The sequence below is a fragment of the Mesorhizobium sp. WSM3868 genome (assembly GCF_002294785.1).
Lineage (GTDB): Bacteria > Pseudomonadota > Alphaproteobacteria > Rhizobiales > Rhizobiaceae > Mesorhizobium.
In genome coordinates this window covers 265,623-284,908 of sequence record NZ_NSGB01000002.1, presented here as the reverse complement: position 1 = coordinate 284,908, position 19,286 = coordinate 265,623, and the positions used below count along the sequence as shown (strand labels likewise).

Here is a 19,286-nt window from a genome sequence, read left to right as displayed (position 1 = left end):
GATCATGTCCGATCCTGCCGTGAAGCCCGAAAACATCCACGCAACGGCGATCCTGATCGGCGATCGCGGCGTCCTCATCACCGGGCCGTCCGGCGCCGGCAAGACGACGCTGGCGCTGACGCTCATCGACCATTGCCGGGTGCGCGGGCTGTTTTCGCGACTGATCGGCGATGACAGGCTGCTTGCCGCCTCGCGTCACGGGCGGCTGGTCTGCCGGGCGCCGGCCACCATCGCCGGTCTCGCCGAAGTGCCCGGCTTCATTCCGAGCCCGCTGCCGTTCGAGCCGGGCGGCGTGATCGACCTGCACGTCCGGCTGGTGCCGAAAGAGGAAATGGCCCGCTTCCAGGAAGAAATCAGCGAGCCGGTCGCGGGCTGCCCGGTGCCGCGCATCGATCTTGCCGAGCGCAATGTTGTCACAGGCGTGCCGGCCGTGATGGCGCGGCTGTCGATAGCGCCTTTTTCATGATCCGGTCCGGATTTTTTGCTGCAATGCGTCAAAATGGACCGGGCCGTCGCAATTTTGGGCTTGTCAACCGGCCGTGCGTCGACAAGATAGCGCTCCCGCCGCCTGGAATGGTTGGCGAACATAAAATACGCCAGTGAAGCGGCGATGACGGGAGCCACCAAAGAATGATCGGACTCGTGCTCGTGACGCACGGTCAACTCGCCACCGAGTTCCGGCATGCCGTCGAACACGTGGTGGGGCCACAGGACAATTTCGAAACGGTCGCGATCGGCGCCGACGACGACATGGAGAAGCGCCGGGCCGACATTGTCGACGCGGTGGCACGCGTCGACACCGGGGCCGGCGTCATCGTGCTCACCGACATGTTCGGCGGCACGCCTTCCAATCTCGCCATCTCGGTGATGGAATCGGGCCGCACGGAGGTCATCGCCGGCATGAACCTGCCGATGCTGATCAAGCTCTCCTCGGTCCGCAAGGGCGACAACATGGCGGCCGCGCTCGACGAGGCGCAGGCCGCGGGGCGCAAATACATCAACGTCGCCAGCCAGCTTCTGAGCAGCAAATGAACGCCCATGCGCCGGAAAGAGACGAGGTTGTGCGAGAGTTTCCGATCGTCAACCAGCGCGGCTTGCATGCCCGCGCCTCGGCCAAGTTCGTCCAGGTCGCCAGCGGCTTCGACGCAACCATCCATGTCGAGAAGGACGGCGTGAAGGTCGGCGGCACCTCGATCATGGGCCTGATGATGCTGGCGGCAAGCCCCGGCTATTCGATCCGCGTCACCGCCAGCGGTCCGCAAGCCGGTCCGGCCATGGACGCGCTGGAGCAATTGGTCGCGTCGCGCTTCGGCGAGGAAATCTGACGGTTGCCGCTCGCTGCTCGCATCGTCTCGAAAGACATGCACGAATAAAGATTTCTTTATATCCCATTGTCGTTTGGCAGCCGATCTGCTAGTCAGGCCGGCAATCCGCGCCCTCCATGCGCCGTCCCGGCGCCGGCGCGCTTTTGAAGACAATCACACCGGAGCACTGCCATGACGGGTAGCAAGGACTATGTGGTCGCCGACATTTCGCTTGCCGGCTGGGGCCGCAAGGAGATCGAGATCGCCGAAACCGAAATGCCGGGCCTGATGGCCTGCCGCGAGGAATTCGGCGACAAGAAGCCGCTCAAGGGCGCGCGCATCACCGGCTCGCTGCATATGACGATCCAGACCGCGGTGCTGATCGAGACGCTGAGAGCGCTGGGCGCCGATATACGCTGGGCCTCCTGCAACATCTTCTCCACCCAGGATCACGCCGCCGCGGCGATCGCCGAGGCCGGCATTCCGGTCTTCGCCATCAAGGGCGAGTCGCTGCAGGACTACTGGGATTACACCGACCGGATCTTCCAGTGGGCCGACGGCGGCACGTCCAACATGATCCTCGACGACGGCGGCGACGCCACCATGTACATCCTGCTCGGCGCGCGCGCCGAGGCGGGTGAGGACGTGCTGTCCAGTCCCGGCAGCGAAGAGGAAGAGATCCTGTTCGCCCAGATCAAGAAGCGCATGAAGGCTTCGCCGGGCTTCTTCGCCAAGCAGAAGGAAGCGATCCGCGGCGTCACCGAGGAGACGACCACCGGCGTCAACCGCCTCTACCAGCTGCAGAAGAAAGGCCTGCTGCCCTTCCCGGCGATCAACGTCAACGACTCCGTCACCAAGTCGAAGTTTGACAACAAATACGGCTGCAAGGAATCGCTGGTCGACGGCATCCGCCGCGGCACCGACACGATGATGGCCGGCAAGGTCGCGGTCGTCTGCGGCTACGGCGATGTCGGCAAAGGCTCTTCGGCCTCGCTGCGGGGCGCCGGCGCTCGCGTCAAGGTGACCGAGGTAGACCCGATCTGCGCTCTGCAGGCGGCGATGGACGGCTACGAAGTGGTCACGCTGGAAGACGCAGCCCCCACCGCCGACATCGTCATCACCACCACCGGCAACAAGGACGTCGTCACGCTCGACCATATGCGGGCGATGAAGGACATGGTGATCGTCGGCAACATCGGCCACTTCGACAACGAGATCCAGGTGGCGTCTCTGCGCAACCTGAAATGGACCAACGTCAAGCCGCAGGTGGACATGATCACCTTCCCGGACGGCAAGCGGATGATTCTTCTGTCCGAAGGCCGCCTGCTCAACCTGGGCAACGCCACGGGCCATCCGAGCTTCGTCATGTCCGCTTCGTTCACCAACCAGGTGCTGGCTCAGATCGAGCTCTTCACCAAGCACGGCCAGTACCAGAACCAGGTCTATGTGCTGCCCAAGCACCTCGACGAGAAGGTGGCGCGGCTGCATCTCGACAAGCTTGGCGCGCGCCTCACTGAGCTCTCTTCCGAGCAGGCGGCCTATATCGGCGTGACGCCGCAGGGCCCGTTCAAGCCTGAGCACTACCGCTATTAACCAAAACGAAAATATCTACCACATATTGAAGCCGGGTGTTGACTTTCCGCCCGGCTTCATTTTTTGCAACTGTGATTCTTCACGCCGATTCCGGCAGGCGTTATTGTTGTGATTCGCGGTCCGGGGACAGTTGGACCGGGGACGCATTCAGGGCGGTCTTGCATTCAAGCGGCGAAGAGGACCAAGACATGCCGGGGGATAACCCGCCACGCGCGGGAAAGGCCGTTTCCGGCGGCCACGAGGATTCGATCACGACCGGCTCCGCCGCGGCGGGCGGAGCTCTCCCATGGCGCGCCGGCGCCCGTCTCGGCACGCTTCTTGCCGCCGCCACGTCTGCTGCCCCAGTGCTTAGCGTTGCGGCGCACGCCGATACGGGCGTGGCCGCGGCGGTCAGCACGGTCGAAGTGATGCAACTTGCCATGTTTGCCGGCGTCATGGGGGCAGCCCTTGTCTCGGCCATCTTCCTGATCCGCGAGCGGGCACGGACGGCGTCGCAAAATGTCCAGCTCAGGGCGCGAATCGCCGACGTCAACGCGGCCCTGCAGCGCTCCGAGGCGCTGCTCAATTTGCGCGACCAGCGCGTCGTCGTGTGGAGTTCGGAGATCAAGAAACCGGAGCTGATCGGCAGCCTGCCGCTCGAAAGCGGCGCACCGGACGAGCGGTCCGCCTTTCTCGCTTTCGGCCGCTGGCTGATGCCGCGCTCCGCCGCGGCGCTCGAGAACGCCATAGCGGCGCTGCGCGACCAGGCGAAGACTTTCGACCTCGTCATCGAAACGCAGGCGGGCATGCCGCTGGAGGTGCATGGCCGCAAGAGCGCCGCGCATGTCCTGGTCCGCTTCATATCGCTGTCGGAAACGCTGCGCAGCCAGGCCCGGCTGAAGATCGAGAACCAGCGGCTTAGCGCCGACTACGATACCATGCTCGGCCTGCTCGACGCGCTGAAGATGCCGACATGGCTGCGGGCGGCCGACGGTCGGCTGAAATGGGTCAACCGAGCCTATGCCGAGGCTGTCGAAGCGGGAAGCGCGGAGGCCGCCGTGCGCGAGGCCAAGGAGTTCCTCGGCGGACAGGCGCGCGAGCAGATTGCCGAACAGCACAAGTCGCGCCCCGTCTTCGAGCAGACATTGTCGACGGTGATCGAGGGTGATCGCCACATGTTTTCGGTCACCGACTTTGCCAGCGCCGACGGCTCGGCGGGGCTCGCCTGCGACATCAGCGCCATCGAGACGATCCGCGCCGAATATGAGCGCACCGTACGCAGCCATGCCGACACGCTCGACCAGCTCAACACAGCGGTGGCGATCTTCGATACGGACGAAAACCTGCGCTTTTTCAACCAGGCATTCCAGAAACTGTGGGGCCTGGACGGCGGCTTCCTGCACAGTGCCCCCTCCAACGCGCTGCTGCTCGACCGGCTGCGCAGCGAAGGCAAGATCGCCGAACAGCCGGAATGGCGGCGCTGGAAGGAGAACCTGCTCGGCGCCTATCGCGCCGTCGAATCGCAGGAGCATTGGTGGCACCTGCCGGACGGCAAGACGATCCGCGTGGTGGCCAACCCGCAGCCCAAGGGCGGCGTCACCTGGGTGTTCGAGAATCTGACCGAGAAGATGGACCTCGAAAGCCGCTACCAGACCGCCGTGCGTGTGCAGGGCGAGACGCTGGACAATCTGGCGGAGGGCGTGGCGGTGTTCGGCCCGGACGGACGGCTGCGCCTGTCCAACCCCGCCTTTATCGCGCTGTGGGGGCTGGCGCCGGATGCGATCAAGCCTAACGTGCACGTCTCGGCGATCCGCGACCTTTGCGACCAGCACGCGGCCGACAGTCCGTGGGGCGGCTTCGTCGCCGCCATCACCGGCTTCGACGACGAACGCCGCGACCGCCACGGCCAGGCGGAACTCGTCAACGGCACGGTGCTGAGCTATGCCGTGATCCACCTGCCCAACGGGCAAGTGATGATGACCTTTGTCGACGTCACCGACACCGTCAATGTCGAGCGGGCGCTGAAGGACAGGAACGAGGCGCTGGAGAAGTCAGACCAGTTGAAGAACGAGTTCGTGCAGCACGTCTCCTACGAACTGCGCTCGCCGCTGACCAACATCATCGGCTTCACCGAGCTGCTGTCGCTGCCGACGACGGGACCGCTGACGTCGAAGCAGCGCGAATATGTCGAGCATGTCGGCTCGTCGTCCTCGGTCCTGCTCACCATCGTCAACGACATACTGGATCTTGCGACGGTCGATGCCGGCATCATGCAGCTCGACATCTCCGAGATGAGTATCGACAGGACGATCGCCGCGGCCGCCGAGCTGGTCGCCGACCGGCTGGAGGAGCATCAGATCAAGCTCAAGGTCGACGCTGCATCGGCGCCGAAGAGCTTCCACGGCGACGAGATCCGGGTCCGCCAGATCCTCTACAATCTCTTGAGCAATGCCGCAAATTATGCGCCAGCGGCGAGCACGATCACGCTCGCTTGCCGTCAAATGGCAGACGGCGTCGAATTCTCGGTGCATGACGACGGGCCGGGCATGCCGCCGGACGTGCTGGAATCGGTCTTCCGACGCTTCGAGCCGCGCGCCAATGGCGGCCGCCGACGCGGCGCCGGGTTGGGACTGTCGATCGTCAAGAGCTTCGTCGAATTGCACGGCGGAACGGTGCGTATAGAGACCGGAGCGGACAAGGGCACGACCGTGATCTGCACCTTCCCAGAGACGCCCTCCGGCGGCATCCGCCAAGCGGCCGAGTAACGCGCTTTGGCAGAAACGGTGTTGGAACGATTTCTCGCCGACGAGGCGGCGACCGCAAGGCTTGGCGAAGACCTTGCCATGGCGCTGCGGGCTGGCGACGCAATTGCGCTGAAAGGCGATCTCGGCGCCGGCAAGTCGACGCTGGCCCGCGCGCTCATCCGGGCGCTTGCCGACGACGCCGGCCTCGAAGTGCCGAGCCCGACCTTCACGCTGGTGCAGAGCTACGAGACACGGGTACCCGTGCACCATTTCGACCTCTACCGCCTGTCCTCGCCGGACGAGCTCGACGAGCTCGGCCTCGACGACGCGCTGGCGCAGGGCGCGGCACTGATCGAATGGCCGGAACGGGCCCGCGACCAGCTGCCGGCAGATGCGCTCGAGGTCGAGCTTATCGAGCAGGGCGCGGGCCGATCGGCAAGGATTTCCGGACAGGGAGCCGCCTTCGAGCGCGCGGCGCGCTCGCTGGCGATGCGTGATTTCCTGGCCTCGGCCGGCTGGGGCGAAGCGAGCCGCCGTCATTTCGTCGGCGACGCGTCCGCCCGTTCCTACGAGATCGCCTCGCTTCCCGGCCGGGCGCCGGGGGTGCTGATGAACTCGCCGCGCCTGGTGCTCGGACCGCCGGTGCGCGACGGCAAGCCTTACGCCGTGATCGCTCACACCGCACAATCGGTCGCCGCCTTCGTCGGCATCGACCGGGCGCTTCTCGCCGCCGGCGTCAGCGTGCCGCTTATCCATGCGCAGGACCTCGATCAGGGCTTTCTGCTGCTCGAACATCTCGGCTCGGAAGGATTTTTGGGCGGCGACGGCCAGCCGATCGTCGAGCGCTATGAGGCAGCGGCGGAGCTGCTCGCCATGATGCATGGCAAGGCCTGGCCCGACCGCATGGAGGCCGCGCCGGGCGTGTACCACGACGTTCCGCCCTTTGACCGCGAGGCGATGCTGATCGAAGCGGACCTTCTGGTCGATTGGTATGTGCCGATGGTCACCGGCGAGCCGGCAAGCGATGCATTGCGGGCAGGCTACCACAAGGCATGGAACGCGGTGCTCGACCGGCTCGAGGGCCAGGAATACACGCTGGTGCTGCGCGACTTCCATTCGCCCAACATCATTTGGCGGGCAGAGCGTTCCGGCCTCGATCGGCTCGGCATCATCGACGTGCAGGACGCGCTGATCGGCCCGGCGGCTTACGACGTCGCCTCTTTAGCCATGGATGCGCGTGTCACCGTCTCGACCGAGATCGAGCGGCGGACGGTCGAAGCCTACTTCGCGGCGCGGCGTTCGGCCGGCGCCTTCGACGAAGCCGGCTTCGCCGAGGCCTATGCGATCATGGCGGCGCAGCGCAATTCGAAGATCCTCGGCATCTTCGTGCGGCTCGAAAAGCGCGACGGCAAGCCCTACTATCTGAAGCACCTGCCGCGCATTCGCGACTATCTGAGGCGGGCGCTGGCGCACCCGGCGCTTGCCGGCCTGAAGGAACTTTACATGGCCCACGGCCTGCTCGAGGAGCGCTCGCCATGAAGCCGAAGACCGCGATGGTGCTTGCGGCCGGTCTCGGCAAGCGCATGCGGCCGATCACCGACACGATGCCGAAGCCGCTGGTGAAGATCGCCGGCAAGACCTTGCTCGACTGGGGGTTGGACAGCCTGGAAGCCGCCGGCGTCGCCAGCGCCGTCGTCAACGTTCACTACCTGCCGGAGCAGATCATCGCCCATGTCGCCGGGCGCCGGGCGCCGAAGATCGACATTTCCGACGAGCGCGCGGGCCTGCTGGACTCGGCCGGCGGCATCGTCAAGGCGCTGCCGTTCCTGGGGGGCGAGCCTTTCTACATCATCAATGCCGATACGTTCTGGATCGACAGCGGCGAGCCCAGCCTCGAGCGCCTCGCCCTTGCATGGGACGCCGCCAGAATGGATATTCTGCTGATGCTCACCGATCTCGACTCAGCGATCGGACACTGCGTCGGCACCGACTTCCTCGTGGCGCCGGACGGCGCGCTGCGCCGGTCCAAAGGCGACCCTGCCGGCTTGATCTATGCCGGTGCCGCGATCATCCATCCGCGCATCTTCAAGGATGCGCCCGAAGGCCCGCATTCGATCAACGCCTATTTCGACAAGGCAATCGCCGCCGGCCGCCTGTTCGGCATGAAGATGAGAGGCCGCTGGATCACCGTCGGGACGCCGGACGCCATTCCGGCGGCCGAAGCGGCGGTCACCGGCGCGCCCGCGACCGCATCGGCCCAAAAATCGGGTCCGATTTTTGGAAAGCACGATGCGTAGACTCAAAGAGTTAGATCGTCGTTTGTGCGCCCAAACGGGCGCACAAAGATCTAATGCGGTATGAGCGGCTCGCGCCGCGTCTTTTCCATCCCGTCCGGAGCGCCGTTCCTGCCGACGCTGGCGGAGGCGTTGCTCGAAGGCCGCCTGATCCCAACCTTCCGCTTCGACGGCGAGCCGCTGGCGCTGGCTGACGCGACCATCTATGTGCCGACGCGGCGCGCGGCGCGCGCCCTGCGCGGCGCCTTCGTCGACATGCTCGGCAGACGCTCGGGCATCTTGCCAACGGTGCGGCCGCTCGGCGAGTTCGACGAGGACGAGGCCGCCTTTGACGCCGAGGCGGCACCGGCAATAGACCTCGCACCGCCGATCGCCGCGCAGGAAAGGCTGCTGTTGCTGGCGCCGCTGGTGCGCGCCTGGAAGGAAAGCCTGCCGGCGCACGTCAGGGCGCGCTTCAACGAGGAGTTCGTCGTGCCGACCTCGGCCGCCGACGCCATTTGGCTTTCGCGCGACCTTGCCCGGCTGATGGACGAGATCGAGACCGAGGGGACGGATTGGGCGAAGCTCGCCACGCTGGTCACCGGCAACCTTGCGGGCTGGTGGCAGGTGACGCTCGATTTCCTCGGCATCGTCACCGACAACTGGCCGGAGTTGCTCAAAGAGCGTGACCGCTCTAATCCGGCCGCGCACCGCAGCGCGCTGATCCGGCTGGAAGCGGCGCGGCTGAAGCGCAGTCCGCCGACCGGACCGGTGATCGCCGCCGGTTCGACCGGCTCCATTCCAGCCACGGCCGAGTTGCTTGCCGTGATCGCCGGCTTGCCGAACGGCGCCGTCGTGCTGCCCGGGCTCGACCGTGAGCTCGACGACGTGACCTTCGCGGCGATAACCGCGCCCGGCGCGCGGCCGGCAACACTTGGTCACCCACAATACGGCCTCGCCAAGCTGATCGGCAGCATTGGCATTGAGCGCCGCGATGTCGAGGAGATCGGCGCTGCGTCAAGACCGCTTGCATTACGCGCCGCCCTTGTCGGCGAGGCGCTGCGGCCGGCCGAGACCACCGAGCTTTGGACGGAGTCGCGGCCGCGTTTCCCGGTCAGCGATGTCGAGCAGGCGCTGGCCGGCGTGACGCTGGTCGAGGCTGCCAATGAGCGCGACGAGGCGGCAGCGATTGCCATTGCGCTAAAGCGCGCAGTGGAAACGCCGGGCAAGCGCGCGGCACTCGTCACCGGCGACCGCGCCCTGGCGCGACGCGTCTCGGCCGAGCTGCTACGCTTCGGCGTCGTCGCTGACGATTCCGGCGGCACGCCGCTAGCCAACACGCCGGCCGCCAGCATGCTCAGGCTGGCGCTAGGCGCAGCATTCCGGCCAGGCGATCCGGTGGGTCTATTGTCGCTGCTCAAGCATCCGCTGCTTGGCCTCGGTCTCGAACGCCAGAGCGTGCGCAAGGCTGCCGAGCTGATCGAGCTGGTGGCGCTGCGCGGCGGCACCGGCCGGCCGGACGTCGCTTCCCTCGACGCGCTTTTCGAGACGCGGCTCGCGGGCCTTGGCGGCGACAGCCGTCAGCCCTTCTGGTTCCAGCGCCTTACGGTACGCGGTATCGAAGAGGCGCGGGCAGTGCTCAATCGCCTCACCGATGCGCTATCCCCGCTCACGGCGATGCGCGGCGAGAAGGATGCCGATATCGCGACATTGACGCGGGCGAGCGTCGTGGCGCTGGAAGGTCTCGGCCGCGCGGCCGATGACAGCCTGACCAGCCTCTATGCCGGCGACGCCGGCGAGAAGTTCGCCGAGCTTCTGCGCGGGCTGGTTGCCGTGTCATCGCCGTTTATGTTCGATGCGGGCGAATGGCCCGACGTGATGGAGGCGCTGATCGCGCCGGAAACGGTCAAGCCGGCGCAAGGCACCGACCGCAACATCGCCATCTGGGGCGCGCTGGAAGCTCGCCTGCAAAGCGTCGACACGCTGGTCATCGGCGGCCTCAATGAAGGGGTCTGGCCGCGCAAGCCCGAGAGCGACCGGTTCATGTCGCGGCTGATGAAGACCGGCATCGATCTCGAGCCGCCGGAGCGGCGCATCGGCCTTGCCGCGCATGATTTCCAGATTGCGATGGGTACTGAAACGGTGGTGCTGACCCGCTCGGCCCGATCCGGCGACGCGCCGGCAGTGCCGTCGCGCTGGCTGCAGCGCATCCTCACCTTCATCGGCAAGGACCAGGCGACGGCAGTTCGCCGGCGCGGCGACGCGTTGCTTGCCTGGGCGCGCGCGCTCGATGCCGGCGACAGGAAGGATTTCGCGTCCCGCCCACAGCCGAAGCCGCCGCTGCACCTGCGGCCACAGCATTTCTCGGTCACCGAGATCGAGACGCTGCGCCGCGACCCCTATGCGATCTATGCCAGGCGGATTCTCGAGCTGATGCCGCTCGACCCGGTGATCCGCGACCCCGGTGCTGCCGAACGCGGCACGCTGTTCCACGAAATCCTGCATTTGTTTTCGCGAAGGGTGGAAGATCCGAGGGCGCCGGGCGCGCTGGCAGCCCTCATCGAGGCCGGTCGCGCGTGCTTTGCCGACGCGGCACTTCCGCCCGATATCGAGGCGGTGTGGTGGCCGCGCTTCGAAAAGCTCGCGGAAAACATCATCGAATGGGAGCATACCCGCGCCGACGCCGTCGCCCGGCGCTATGCCGAGGAACGCGCCGAAAAGACCGTTGTCGGCCGCACCGGCATCACGCTTTCGGGCTATGCCGACCGGGTCGACCTTCTCGCAGGCGGCATGGCCGACATCCTCGACTACAAGACCGGTTCCTCGCCTTCGAAGGCGCAGGCGCATACGCTTCTGTCGCCGCAGCTGGCGCTCGAGGGCGCGCTGCTTCGGCGGGGCGCTTTCAAGGAGCTCGGCATTTGCGAGCCCTCGCAGCTTGCCTTCGTGCGGCTGAAGCCGAACGGCGAGGTGTTCGAGGAATCGATCCTCGAATACAACCGCAAGCCGAAGACCGCCAACGAGCTTGCCGAGGAAGCGTGGGCGCGGCTGGAAAGGCTGCTGTTCCACTATGCTGACCCGACCACCGGCTATCTGTCACGCGCGCTGCCGTTCCGCGAAGGCCAGGCCGATGGCGACTACGACCATCTGGCGCGCGTGCTGGAATGGTCGGCCGGCGGCGCAAGCGAGGACGAGGCGGAAGGATGAGATATCCGATCCCCTCCGACACCGCCGCCAGCCAGGCGCGCGCTTCCGATCCGCAAAATTCCGCCTGGGTCTCGGCCAATGCCGGCTCGGGCAAGACCCATGTGCTGGCGCAACGCGTCATCCGGCTTCTGCTCAACGGCACCGATCCGTCGAAGATCCTGTGCCTGACCTACACGCGCGCCGCCGCCGCCAACATGTCGAACCGCGTGTTCTCGACGTTGTCGGAGTGGACGGCGCTTCCAGACGCCGAGCTTGCGACACGGATCGCGGCGCTCGACGGGCGGGCGGCCGACCGCGATACGATGCGGCGCGCGCGCCGATTGTTTGCCGAGGCGCTGGAAACGCCGGGCGGCCTGAAAATTCAGACCATCCACGCCTTCTGCGAATCGGTGCTGCATCAGTTCCCGCTGGAAGCCAACATCCCGGCGCATTTCGAGATGCTCGACCCGCAGATGGAGGCCTCGCTTTTCGCGGATGCGCGACGCGACATGATCTCGGGTGCCGGCGCTGGTGTCGAAGGCCTGGCGGAAGCCTTTGCCACGGTGCTGGAGCGCGGCGGCGAATTCGGGCTCGACATGCTGCTCTCCGAGATCGTCGGCAAGCGCGACGAACTGCGCGCCTTTATCGAAAAGCTGGGCAAGGACCGAGATTTCCGGCTGCTGTTCGCCGAGTTCGGCTTCAACCCCGGCCAGACGGCAGCCGGCATTGCCGCTTCGGTCTGGCCGCTGCCAGGCTTTGCGCCGAGCCAGTTCGCTGAATTCGCGCGCGCCGCCGAAGCCGCCGACGCGCGGCAGGTGCTGAACAACGTGCTGCCCTATGCGCAGACCGCTTTTGCCGAAGCCGATCCGATCAGGCGACTGCGACTGCTCGCCAAGGCATTTCTGCGCTCCGATGGCGACCCTTACGATCCACCGAAGATCTTCAAGAAGGCGCTGGTCGACAGGCTGCCCGACCTGCCCGAGCGCTATCTCGCGGCGGCCAGGGCGATCCTCGATGTATCGGACCGGCTGGCGCTGTTCCGCATGCTCGAAGGTACGGCCGCCGCGCTCACCGTCGCCGGCTGGCTGATCGCCCGCTACGAGCAGTTGAAGCGAAGCCGCGGTTTCCTCGACTTCAACGATTTGATCACCCGCACGGTAAGCCTGCTGTCGCGGCCCGATGCCGGGCCGTGGGTGCAGTTCAAGCTCGACCAGGGCATCGACCATATCCTGCTCGACGAGGCGCAGGACACCAGTCCCGACCAGTGGGAGGTGGTGAAGAAGCTGACGGAAGAGTTCTTCGCCGGCCTAGGCCAGCGCGAGACGGTGCGGCGCACGGTTTTCGCCGTCGGCGACGAGAAACAGTCGATCTACTCCTTCCAAGGCGCGGCGCCCGATTCCTTTGCCGAAAGCCGGCTTTTGTTTGCCGGGCGGGTGCGCGACGCGGAGGCTTCGTTTGCCGACCTGAAGCTCACCTGGTCGTTCCGCTCGAGCGACGACGTGCTTGCCGCCGTCGACCGCGTCTTCGCCGAGCCAGGCGTGCGGCGCGGCATCAGCCACGATCCCGATCCGCTCAGCCACAAGGCGATCCGCATCGATGCGCCGGGCTATGTTGAGGTGTGGCCCTCGATCGGCGCCGAAATGGTCGAAGAGCCCGACGACTGGACCTTGCCGGTCAACCACGCCAGCGCGCCCGCCGTGCGCGTGGCCGAACATGTGGCAACGACGATCCAGAACTGGCTCCGCAACGGCGAGGCCATCGAAGGCAAGGGCCGCAAGCTGACCGCCGGGGACATCCTGGTGCTGGTGCGCAAGCGCGATCGCTTCGTGCACGCGCTGTCGCGCAGCCTCAAGAATCGGCAGATCCCGGTCGCCGGCGCCGACAGGCTGAGCCTTCCCGGCCACATCGCCGTGCAGGACCTGATCGCGCTCGGCCATTTTTTGATCCAGCCGGAGGACGACCTGTCCCTGGCCGCCGTGCTGCGCAGCCCGATCTTCGAGGTTTCCGAGGAGACGTTGCTCACGCTCGCCGGCGAGCGGCCCAAGGGCCAGTCGCTGATCGCATCGCTCCGGCAGCATGCCGGCCGAGACGCGGCCCTGGCCGCGGTCGTTAGCCGGCTCGATGGCTGGGCGACTGAAGTGGCGTTCAAGCCGGTCTTCGAATTCTATGCCGCCGCGCTTTCGCGTGACGGCCTGCGCCGCAAGATGACGGCCCGGCTCGGGCCGGAAGCCGGCGACATCCTCGACGAGTTCCTGAGTTTCTGCCTGGCTGAGGAACGTACCGGCCTGCCGGGGCTGGAATCCTTCCTCTCGACGCTGGAAAACAGCGGGCCGGAGATCAAGCGCGAGATGGACCAGACCCGCAACGAGGTGCGCGTCATGACCGTGCACGCCGCCAAGGGCCTGGAGGCGCCGGTCGTCTTCCTGGTCGACGGCGGCTCGGCGCCGTTCAGCGACCAGCACCTGCCGCGGCTGATGGCCTTCGAAAGCTCGGGCGCTGATTGGAAGGGCAAGGGCTATCTCTGGCGCTCGGCGAGTGACGTCGCCAACGGCGTTTCGAAAGCGGCCTCGGCGCGGGCGCGCGAGCTTGCCGACGACGAATACCGGCGGCTGCTCTATGTCGGCATGACGCGCGCCGAGGACCGGCTGATCGTCTGCGGCTATCATGGCAAGCGCGCGCCGAGCACCGGCACCTGGCATTCGATCGTCAGCCGGGCACTGCTGGGTGCGCCGGAAAGCGCTGAACGGCGGCATCCGGCGACACCCGATGTGGCAGTACATCGCTTCCATATGACCAAGCTGCCGCCGATGGCGCTCAATCAGGCTGAGGAGACGATACCGTTCGATCATGCCGCGCCGCCGCCGGACGACCTGTTCCGGCCGCTGCCACCCTATGAGGACTTGCCGCGGCCGCTCTCGCCTTCAGGCGCCTCGGCGCTGATCGACGAAGCGACGGAAAGCTTGCCCGACACGCGCTCGCCGGTGCTCGACGCGGAAACCGAACCAGGCTTTGCGGTGATGCGCGGGCTGGCACTGCACAAATTGCTGCAGATGCTGCCCGGCATCGCGGAGGACGAGAGGCGGAGCGCGGCCGAGCGCTATCTGGCGCGCGCCGGCGCCGACTGGCCGGCCGAAGAGCGTGACACGGCGCTGGAAGCCGTGCTTTCCATCCTGTCCGACAGAAGCTTCGGGGCGCTGTTCTCGCCGTCCTCGCGGGCGGAAGTCGCCGTCATGGGCGGCCTGGAGGTAAAGGGCAGGCTGCGCTCCATCTCCGGCAAGATCGACCGGCTGGCCGTCACTGCGGAAACGGTCTCGATCGTCGACTACAAGACCAACCGGCCGGCGCCGGCCAGCCTGGCCGAAGTGCCGCCGGCCTATGTCCTGCAGCTTGCGCTCTACCGCGCGCTGCTTCAGCCGCTCTATCCGGGCCGCACGGTGACGGCCGCGCTGCTGTTCACCGAGGCGCCGCGCCTGATCGAGCTGCCGGCAGTGGCCATGGACGGTGTCCTTGCCCGACTCACGGGAGCGTGACACAAGAACTGCTTGAACATCGCCACCACAGCCACCACATTTGGTGCAACCCGAGTTTTCGAAAGGATTTCAGCATGGCCACCGTCAAGGTCGACAAGGGCAATTTCCAGGCCGATGTGCTCAATGCCAAGGAGCCGGTCGTGGTGGATTTCTGGGCCGAGTGGTGCGGTCCGTGCAAGATGATCGCCCCGGCGTTGGAAGACATCGCCAAGGAGCTCGGCTCGAAGGTGAAGGTCGCCAAGCTCAACATCGACGAGAATCCCGAGTTGGCCGCCCAGTACGGCGTGCGTTCGATCCCGACGCTGATGATCTTCAAGGGCGGCGAAGTGGCCGACATGAAGGTGGGTGCGGCGCCGAAGACCGCGCTGTCGCACTGGATCAATGGCAGCCTCGCCTGAGCCAATCCGAATATTAGCGAGATCGAGCCCGGCCATTGCGCCGGGCTTTTTCTTGGCGCCATCGCTGACGGCACTCTGGCCCTGACGCTTCGGGCGGCCATCTCCTTTCCTTAAGAAAAGGAGCCCCCCATGACCGGAACAGCCAAGGCCACAGTTCACGTCGACAATGAGCGCGTGATCGTCACCGAATACCGCTTCGCCCCGGGCGCCAACACCGGCTGGCACCGCCATGGCCACGACTATGTCGTCGTGCCGCTGATGGACGGCAAGGTGAAGCTGGTGACCAACGACGGCGAATCCTTCGCAGAGATGAAGCAAGGCGCGCCCTACTTCCGCCGGGAAGGCGTCGAGCACGACGTCATCAACGCCAATGACGGCGAATATGCCTTCATCGAGATCGAGCTGAAATAACCTTCGAGGCAGGCGCCGCTACCAATCGGCAACGCGATCGCCGCCGATGAATTGCGCGCTTTTGGCCGTGTATTCGAACAGCTCGATCTTCACGCCGTTGGGGTCTTTGATCCAGGCCTGCCAGGTGCCGTCGCAAGCGAGCTTCTTCGCCGTGACCTCGACCCCTTGCGACCGGATATGGGTGATCGCGGCGTCCATGTCTTCCACCTCCAGGCAGAAGTGGTTGATCTGGTTCGCCTCGCTGTAGCGGGCTTCGGCCTTCTCGAACACCTCGACATGGCTGCGGCCGCCGCAATCGAGATAGAAACCGAAGATCTTGCCGTCGCGCAGGAAGTTGAACCGCGTGTCCATGCCGAGCACATCCCGGTAGAAGCCGCGCGTCGCCTCAAGGTCATGCGCGAAGATGCAGACGTGGGCCAGCTGGTTCACCTTGATCACGATTGCTCCTCGCGACTGCCTCGGCGCTATCAGGTCGGCGGCGTGCCGTTCTCGTCCAGCACGGCGCCGGCGAAATATAGCGAGCCGCCGATGAGGATGCGCGGCGCCGGACCGTCCCAGCTATCGCGCAACAGCATAAGCGCATCGGCGACGGAGTTGACCGGCTCGGCCGACAGGCCGGCCTCGGTGGCGCGCAGCGCGAGCTCGTCATTGGGCACGCCGGCATCGCTCTTGCTCACCGGCACCGTGTAGACATGGCGGGCAAGCCCCTTGAAGGCGCTGAAATAGCCGGTCTGGTCCTTGGTGTTGATCATGCCGGCGATGAGGATCAGCGGGCGCGGGTTCTTTTCCTCCTGCTCGGCCAGCGCTTCGGCGATGACGACGCCGGCGCCCGGATTGTGACCGCCGTCGAGCCAGATCTCGGCGCCCTTTGGGGCAAGCTCAACCAGCCTGCCCTGCGTCAGCTTCTGCATCCGGGCCGGCCAGGCGGCACTGGTCATCGCTTTTTCGGCAGCGCGATGGCTGATCTCGAAGCCGGCGGCCTTGACCGCGGCGATTGCCGCGGCGGCATTGGCGAACTGATGCCGACCGGGCAGGCGCGGCAGCGGCAGGTCCATCAGACCGTCCTCGTCCTGATAGACCATGCGGCCGTTCTCCTCGAAGGCCAGGAAATCCTGACCGTAGACAACGGTCGGGCAATCCAGCCGCTCGGCGGTCTCGATCAGCACCTCCAGCGCGGTCTCGCTTTCCTGCGCGCCGATCACCACCGGGCAGCCGCGCTTCATGATGCCGGCCTTTTCGGCCGCGATCAGCTCAACGCGGTCGCCGAGATAGGCTTCGTGATCCATCGACACCGGCATGATCACCGAGACGGCAGGCCGCGAAATGACATTGGTGGCATCGAAGCGGCCGCCGAGCCCGACCTCGATGATCGCCGCCTCGGCCGGATGCTCGGAAAACAGAATGAAGGTGACGGCGGTGAGGATCTCGAAAACGGTGATCTTCTGGCCTTGATTGGCCTTGGCGACGCGCGCGATGGCCTCGGCAAAGACATCGTCGTCGACCAGCTTGCCGCCGCCCTCGGCCGCCAGCCGGTAGCGCTCGTGCCAGTTCACCAGATGCGGCGAGGTGTGCACGTGGACGAGGTGACCGGCCGCCTCCAGCAGCGCACGCGAGAAGGCGGCGCAGGAGCCTTTGCCGTTGGTGCCGGCGATGTGGATGACCGGCGGCAGCCGGTCCTGCGGGTTGCCGAGACGCTCGAGCAGGCGGGTGATGCGGTCCAGCGAAAGGTCGAAACCTTTCGGATGGAGCGTCATCAGATGTTCGATTTCACGATCGGCGGCGAGCGTTGTCATGGCGGAATCCTAGAGCATTTGCGGCGAAAGAACAGGATCGCCTTCAATGCTTTTCGTTCGTGTGCAATTCCGGACGCAAAACCGCTGCGCACTCTTGCTGGAATTGCTCTGGCGCATGAGCCCGAACCGGGATCCGTTTTGGAAAGGGATCATGCGCAAACGGCTACTGCGCGGCGCAGTTGGCGCAATCGCGTGGGCGGCAAACGACCTCGCGTCAGGCCTGCGGCCGGGATTCGGCGTTGACGACCGCCGGCGGCAGGATCTCAGGCTCCAATGGCGTCTCGGCCACTGGGGTCTTGAGGAGCATCTTCAACAGTCGTGCGATGGTCGAGCGCATCTCCAGACGCGAGACCACCATGTCGACCATGCCGTGTTCCATCAGATATTCGGCGCGCTGGAAGCCATCGGGGAGTTTCTCGCGGATCGTCTGCTCGATGACGCGTGGCCCGGCGAAGCCGATCAGCGCGCCGGGCTCGGCGATGTGAACGTCGCCCAGCATGGCATAGGACGCGGTCACGCCGCCGGTGGTCGGGTTGGTGAGCACCACGATATAGGGCAGGCCGGCTTCCTTCAGCCGGTCGACGCCGACCGTGGTGCGCGGCAATTGCATCAGCGAGAGGATGCCTTCCTGCATGCGGGCGCCGCCCGAGGCGGCGAACAGGATCAGCGGCCGCCTGCGCTGCAAAGCGACCTCGAAGGCATGGACGATGGCCTCGCCCGCGGCCATGCCGAGCGAGCCGCCCATGAAGGCGAAATCCTGCACGGTAACCACCACCGGCAGGCCTTCGATGGTGCCGACTGCGTTAAGAATCGCGTCCTCGAGGCTTGTCTTGGCCTTCGCCTCTTTCAGCCGATCGGTGTAGCGCTTCTCATCGCGGAACTTCAGCGGATCCTGCACGACCTTGGGGTTTTCCAGCGTCTCGTATCTGCCGTCGTCGAAGAAGTATTTCAGCCGCTCCTTGGCCGAGATCTTCATGTGGTGGCCGGAAGACGGGATGACGAACTGGTTGGATTCGAGGTCCTTGTGGAAGATCATCTCGCCGGTCTCGGGATCCTTGATCCAGAGATTTTCCGGCATGTCGGTGCGCCGGCCGAGCATCGAATTGATCTTCGGTCGAACGTAGTTGGTGATCCAGTTCATCGCTTCGGCTCCTGTCCCGACGAAGAGACGTCCAGCAATTCCAGGAAAAGTGTGTGGCGGTTTTCCGTCCGGAATTGCGTAAAAACAAATAGTCAGACTATTCGGCGGCAGCAAGGCGGGCCGAGCGGACGCCCTGGGCAAGCCCGCTGACCAGCGTGGCGACCGCTTCGGCCGGATCGGCGGTCTTCTCGCCCTTGGGCCCGAGCACATTGGCGACCGCGTTGACAATCGCCGTGCCGACGACGACGCCGTCGGCGGAGGCGCCGATGGTACGCGCCTGCTCGGCGGTCTTGACGCCGAAGCCGACGCAGACCGGCAGCGCGGTGTGACCCTTGATGCGTTTGACCGCCGCCGACACCTTGGCAGTGTCGGCCAAGGCCGAGCCGGTGATGCCCGTCATCGACACGTAGTAGACGAAGCCGGAGGTGTTCTCGAGCACCTTCGGCAGGCGCTTGTCGTCGGTGGTCGGCGTCGCCAGGCGGATGAAATTGATGCCCGCCTTCAGCGCCGGAACGCAGAGCTCCTCGTCCATTTCCGGCGGCAGGTCGACAACGATCAGGCCGTCGATGCCGCTCGCCTTGGCGTCGGCCAGGAAGCGATCGACACCGTAAATGTAGATCGGGTTGTAGTAGCCCATCAGCACGATCGGCGTTTCGTCGTCGCCGGCGCGGAATTCGGACGCCATCTTCAGCGTCTTGACCAGCGTCTGACCGCCTTTCAGCGCCCTGAGACCCGCCGCCTGAATGGCCGGGCCGTCGGCCATCGGATCGGAGAAAGGCATGCCGAGCTCGATGACATCGCTGCCGGCGCCGGGAAGCGCCTTCATGATAGCGAGCGAAGTGTCGTAATCCGGATCGCCGCCCATGAAGTAGGTGACCAAAGCCGGACGGCCCTCGGATTTGAGCTTCGCCATGCGGCGGTCGATGCGGGTCGTCAT

15 protein-coding genes are annotated in these 19,286 nt (G+C 65.8%); 11 read left to right on the top strand and 4 right to left on the bottom strand.

From position 1 onward, the window contains the following. Window positions 1-4 precede the first annotated feature (4 nt). The 11 genes from CK221_RS04630 to CK221_RS04580 all read left to right on the top strand — a co-directional run bounded on the left by CK221_RS04630 (window position 5) and on the right by CK221_RS04580 (window position 15,415). Window positions 5-466 carry a serine kinase gene (locus CK221_RS04630; protein WP_095776883.1) on the top strand — a complete coding sequence of 154 codons (462 nt, stop codon included), beginning with the start codon at window positions 5-7 and terminating at the stop codon, window positions 464-466. Between the two features lie 164 nt (window positions 467-630). Further along, window positions 631-1,032, top strand: coding sequence for a PTS sugar transporter subunit IIA (locus tag CK221_RS04625; protein WP_067002921.1), 402 nt, complete (start codon window positions 631-633; stop codon window positions 1,030-1,032). After that, the gene (locus CK221_RS04620) at window positions 1,029-1,325 is read left to right on the top strand and encodes an HPr family phosphocarrier protein (RefSeq protein WP_067002923.1); all 297 of its coding nucleotides are present in this window, start codon (window positions 1,029-1,031) and stop codon (window positions 1,323-1,325) included. Before CK221_RS04625 ends, CK221_RS04620 begins: the two co-directional genes overlap by 4 nt. Before the next feature lie 171 nt (window positions 1,326-1,496). Beyond that, a complete protein-coding gene (gene ahcY, locus CK221_RS04615; RefSeq protein ID WP_067002925.1) occupies window positions 1,497-2,897 on the top strand; it encodes an adenosylhomocysteinase in 1,401 nt (466 codons plus the stop codon). 188 nt (window positions 2,898-3,085) lie between these two features. After that, window positions 3,086-5,641 carry a PAS domain-containing sensor histidine kinase gene (locus CK221_RS04610; protein WP_095776882.1) on the top strand — a complete coding sequence of 852 codons (2,556 nt, stop codon included), beginning with the start codon at window positions 3,086-3,088 and terminating at the stop codon, window positions 5,639-5,641. A 6-nt stretch (window positions 5,642-5,647) separates the two neighbouring features. Next, entirely contained in the window at window positions 5,648-7,159 is a 1,512-nt protein-coding gene (gene tsaE / locus CK221_RS04605) for a tRNA (adenosine(37)-N6)-threonylcarbamoyltransferase complex ATPase subunit type 1 TsaE (RefSeq protein ID WP_095776881.1), read from the top strand. Beyond that, complete coding sequence (locus CK221_RS04600) at window positions 7,156-7,917, top strand: nucleotidyltransferase family protein (RefSeq protein WP_095776880.1); 762 nt, start codon at window positions 7,156-7,158, stop codon at window positions 7,915-7,917. The genes tsaE and CK221_RS04600 overlap by 4 nt, the downstream gene beginning before the upstream one ends. 60 nt (window positions 7,918-7,977) lie before the next feature. Beyond that, complete coding sequence (gene addB / locus CK221_RS04595) at window positions 7,978-11,097, top strand: double-strand break repair protein AddB (protein WP_095776879.1); 3,120 nt, start codon at window positions 7,978-7,980, stop codon at window positions 11,095-11,097. Beyond that, window positions 11,094-14,606 carry a double-strand break repair helicase AddA gene (addA, locus tag CK221_RS04590; RefSeq protein WP_095776878.1) on the top strand — a complete coding sequence of 1,171 codons (3,513 nt, stop codon included), beginning with the start codon at window positions 11,094-11,096 and terminating at the stop codon, window positions 14,604-14,606. The genes addB and addA overlap by 4 nt, the downstream gene beginning before the upstream one ends. Window positions 14,607-14,680: 74 nt before the next feature. Beyond that, window positions 14,681-15,004, top strand: a complete 324-nt coding sequence (gene trxA, locus CK221_RS04585) for a thioredoxin (RefSeq protein ID WP_041000044.1) — start codon at window positions 14,681-14,683, stop codon at window positions 15,002-15,004. A 129-nt stretch (window positions 15,005-15,133) separates the two neighbouring features. Continuing rightward, window positions 15,134-15,415, top strand: coding sequence for a cupin domain-containing protein (locus CK221_RS04580; protein ID WP_095776877.1), 282 nt, complete (start codon window positions 15,134-15,136; stop codon window positions 15,413-15,415). Between the two features lie 18 nt (window positions 15,416-15,433). Here CK221_RS04580 and CK221_RS04575 read toward each other — a convergent pair whose 3' ends face one another. From CK221_RS04575 to trpA, 4 genes are all read right to left on the bottom strand, one after another. Continuing rightward, on the bottom strand, window positions 15,434-15,853 hold the full coding sequence (locus CK221_RS04575) for a VOC family protein (RefSeq protein WP_095776876.1): 420 nt from the start codon (window positions 15,851-15,853) through the stop codon (window positions 15,434-15,436). A gap of 29 nt (window positions 15,854-15,882) precedes the next feature. Further along, complete coding sequence (locus CK221_RS04570) at window positions 15,883-17,208, bottom strand: folylpolyglutamate synthase/dihydrofolate synthase family protein (RefSeq protein WP_095776875.1); 1,326 nt, start codon at window positions 17,206-17,208, stop codon at window positions 15,883-15,885. Window positions 17,209-17,422: 214 nt separating this feature from the next. After that, window positions 17,423-18,349 carry an acetyl-CoA carboxylase, carboxyltransferase subunit beta gene (gene accD / locus CK221_RS04565; protein WP_067002939.1) on the bottom strand — a complete coding sequence of 309 codons (927 nt, stop codon included), beginning with the start codon at window positions 18,347-18,349 and terminating at the stop codon, window positions 17,423-17,425. A 97-nt stretch (window positions 18,350-18,446) separates the two neighbouring features. Next, the gene (gene trpA / locus CK221_RS04560) at window positions 18,447-19,286 is read right to left on the bottom strand and encodes a tryptophan synthase subunit alpha (RefSeq protein ID WP_095776874.1); all 840 of its coding nucleotides are present in this window, start codon (window positions 19,284-19,286) and stop codon (window positions 18,447-18,449) included.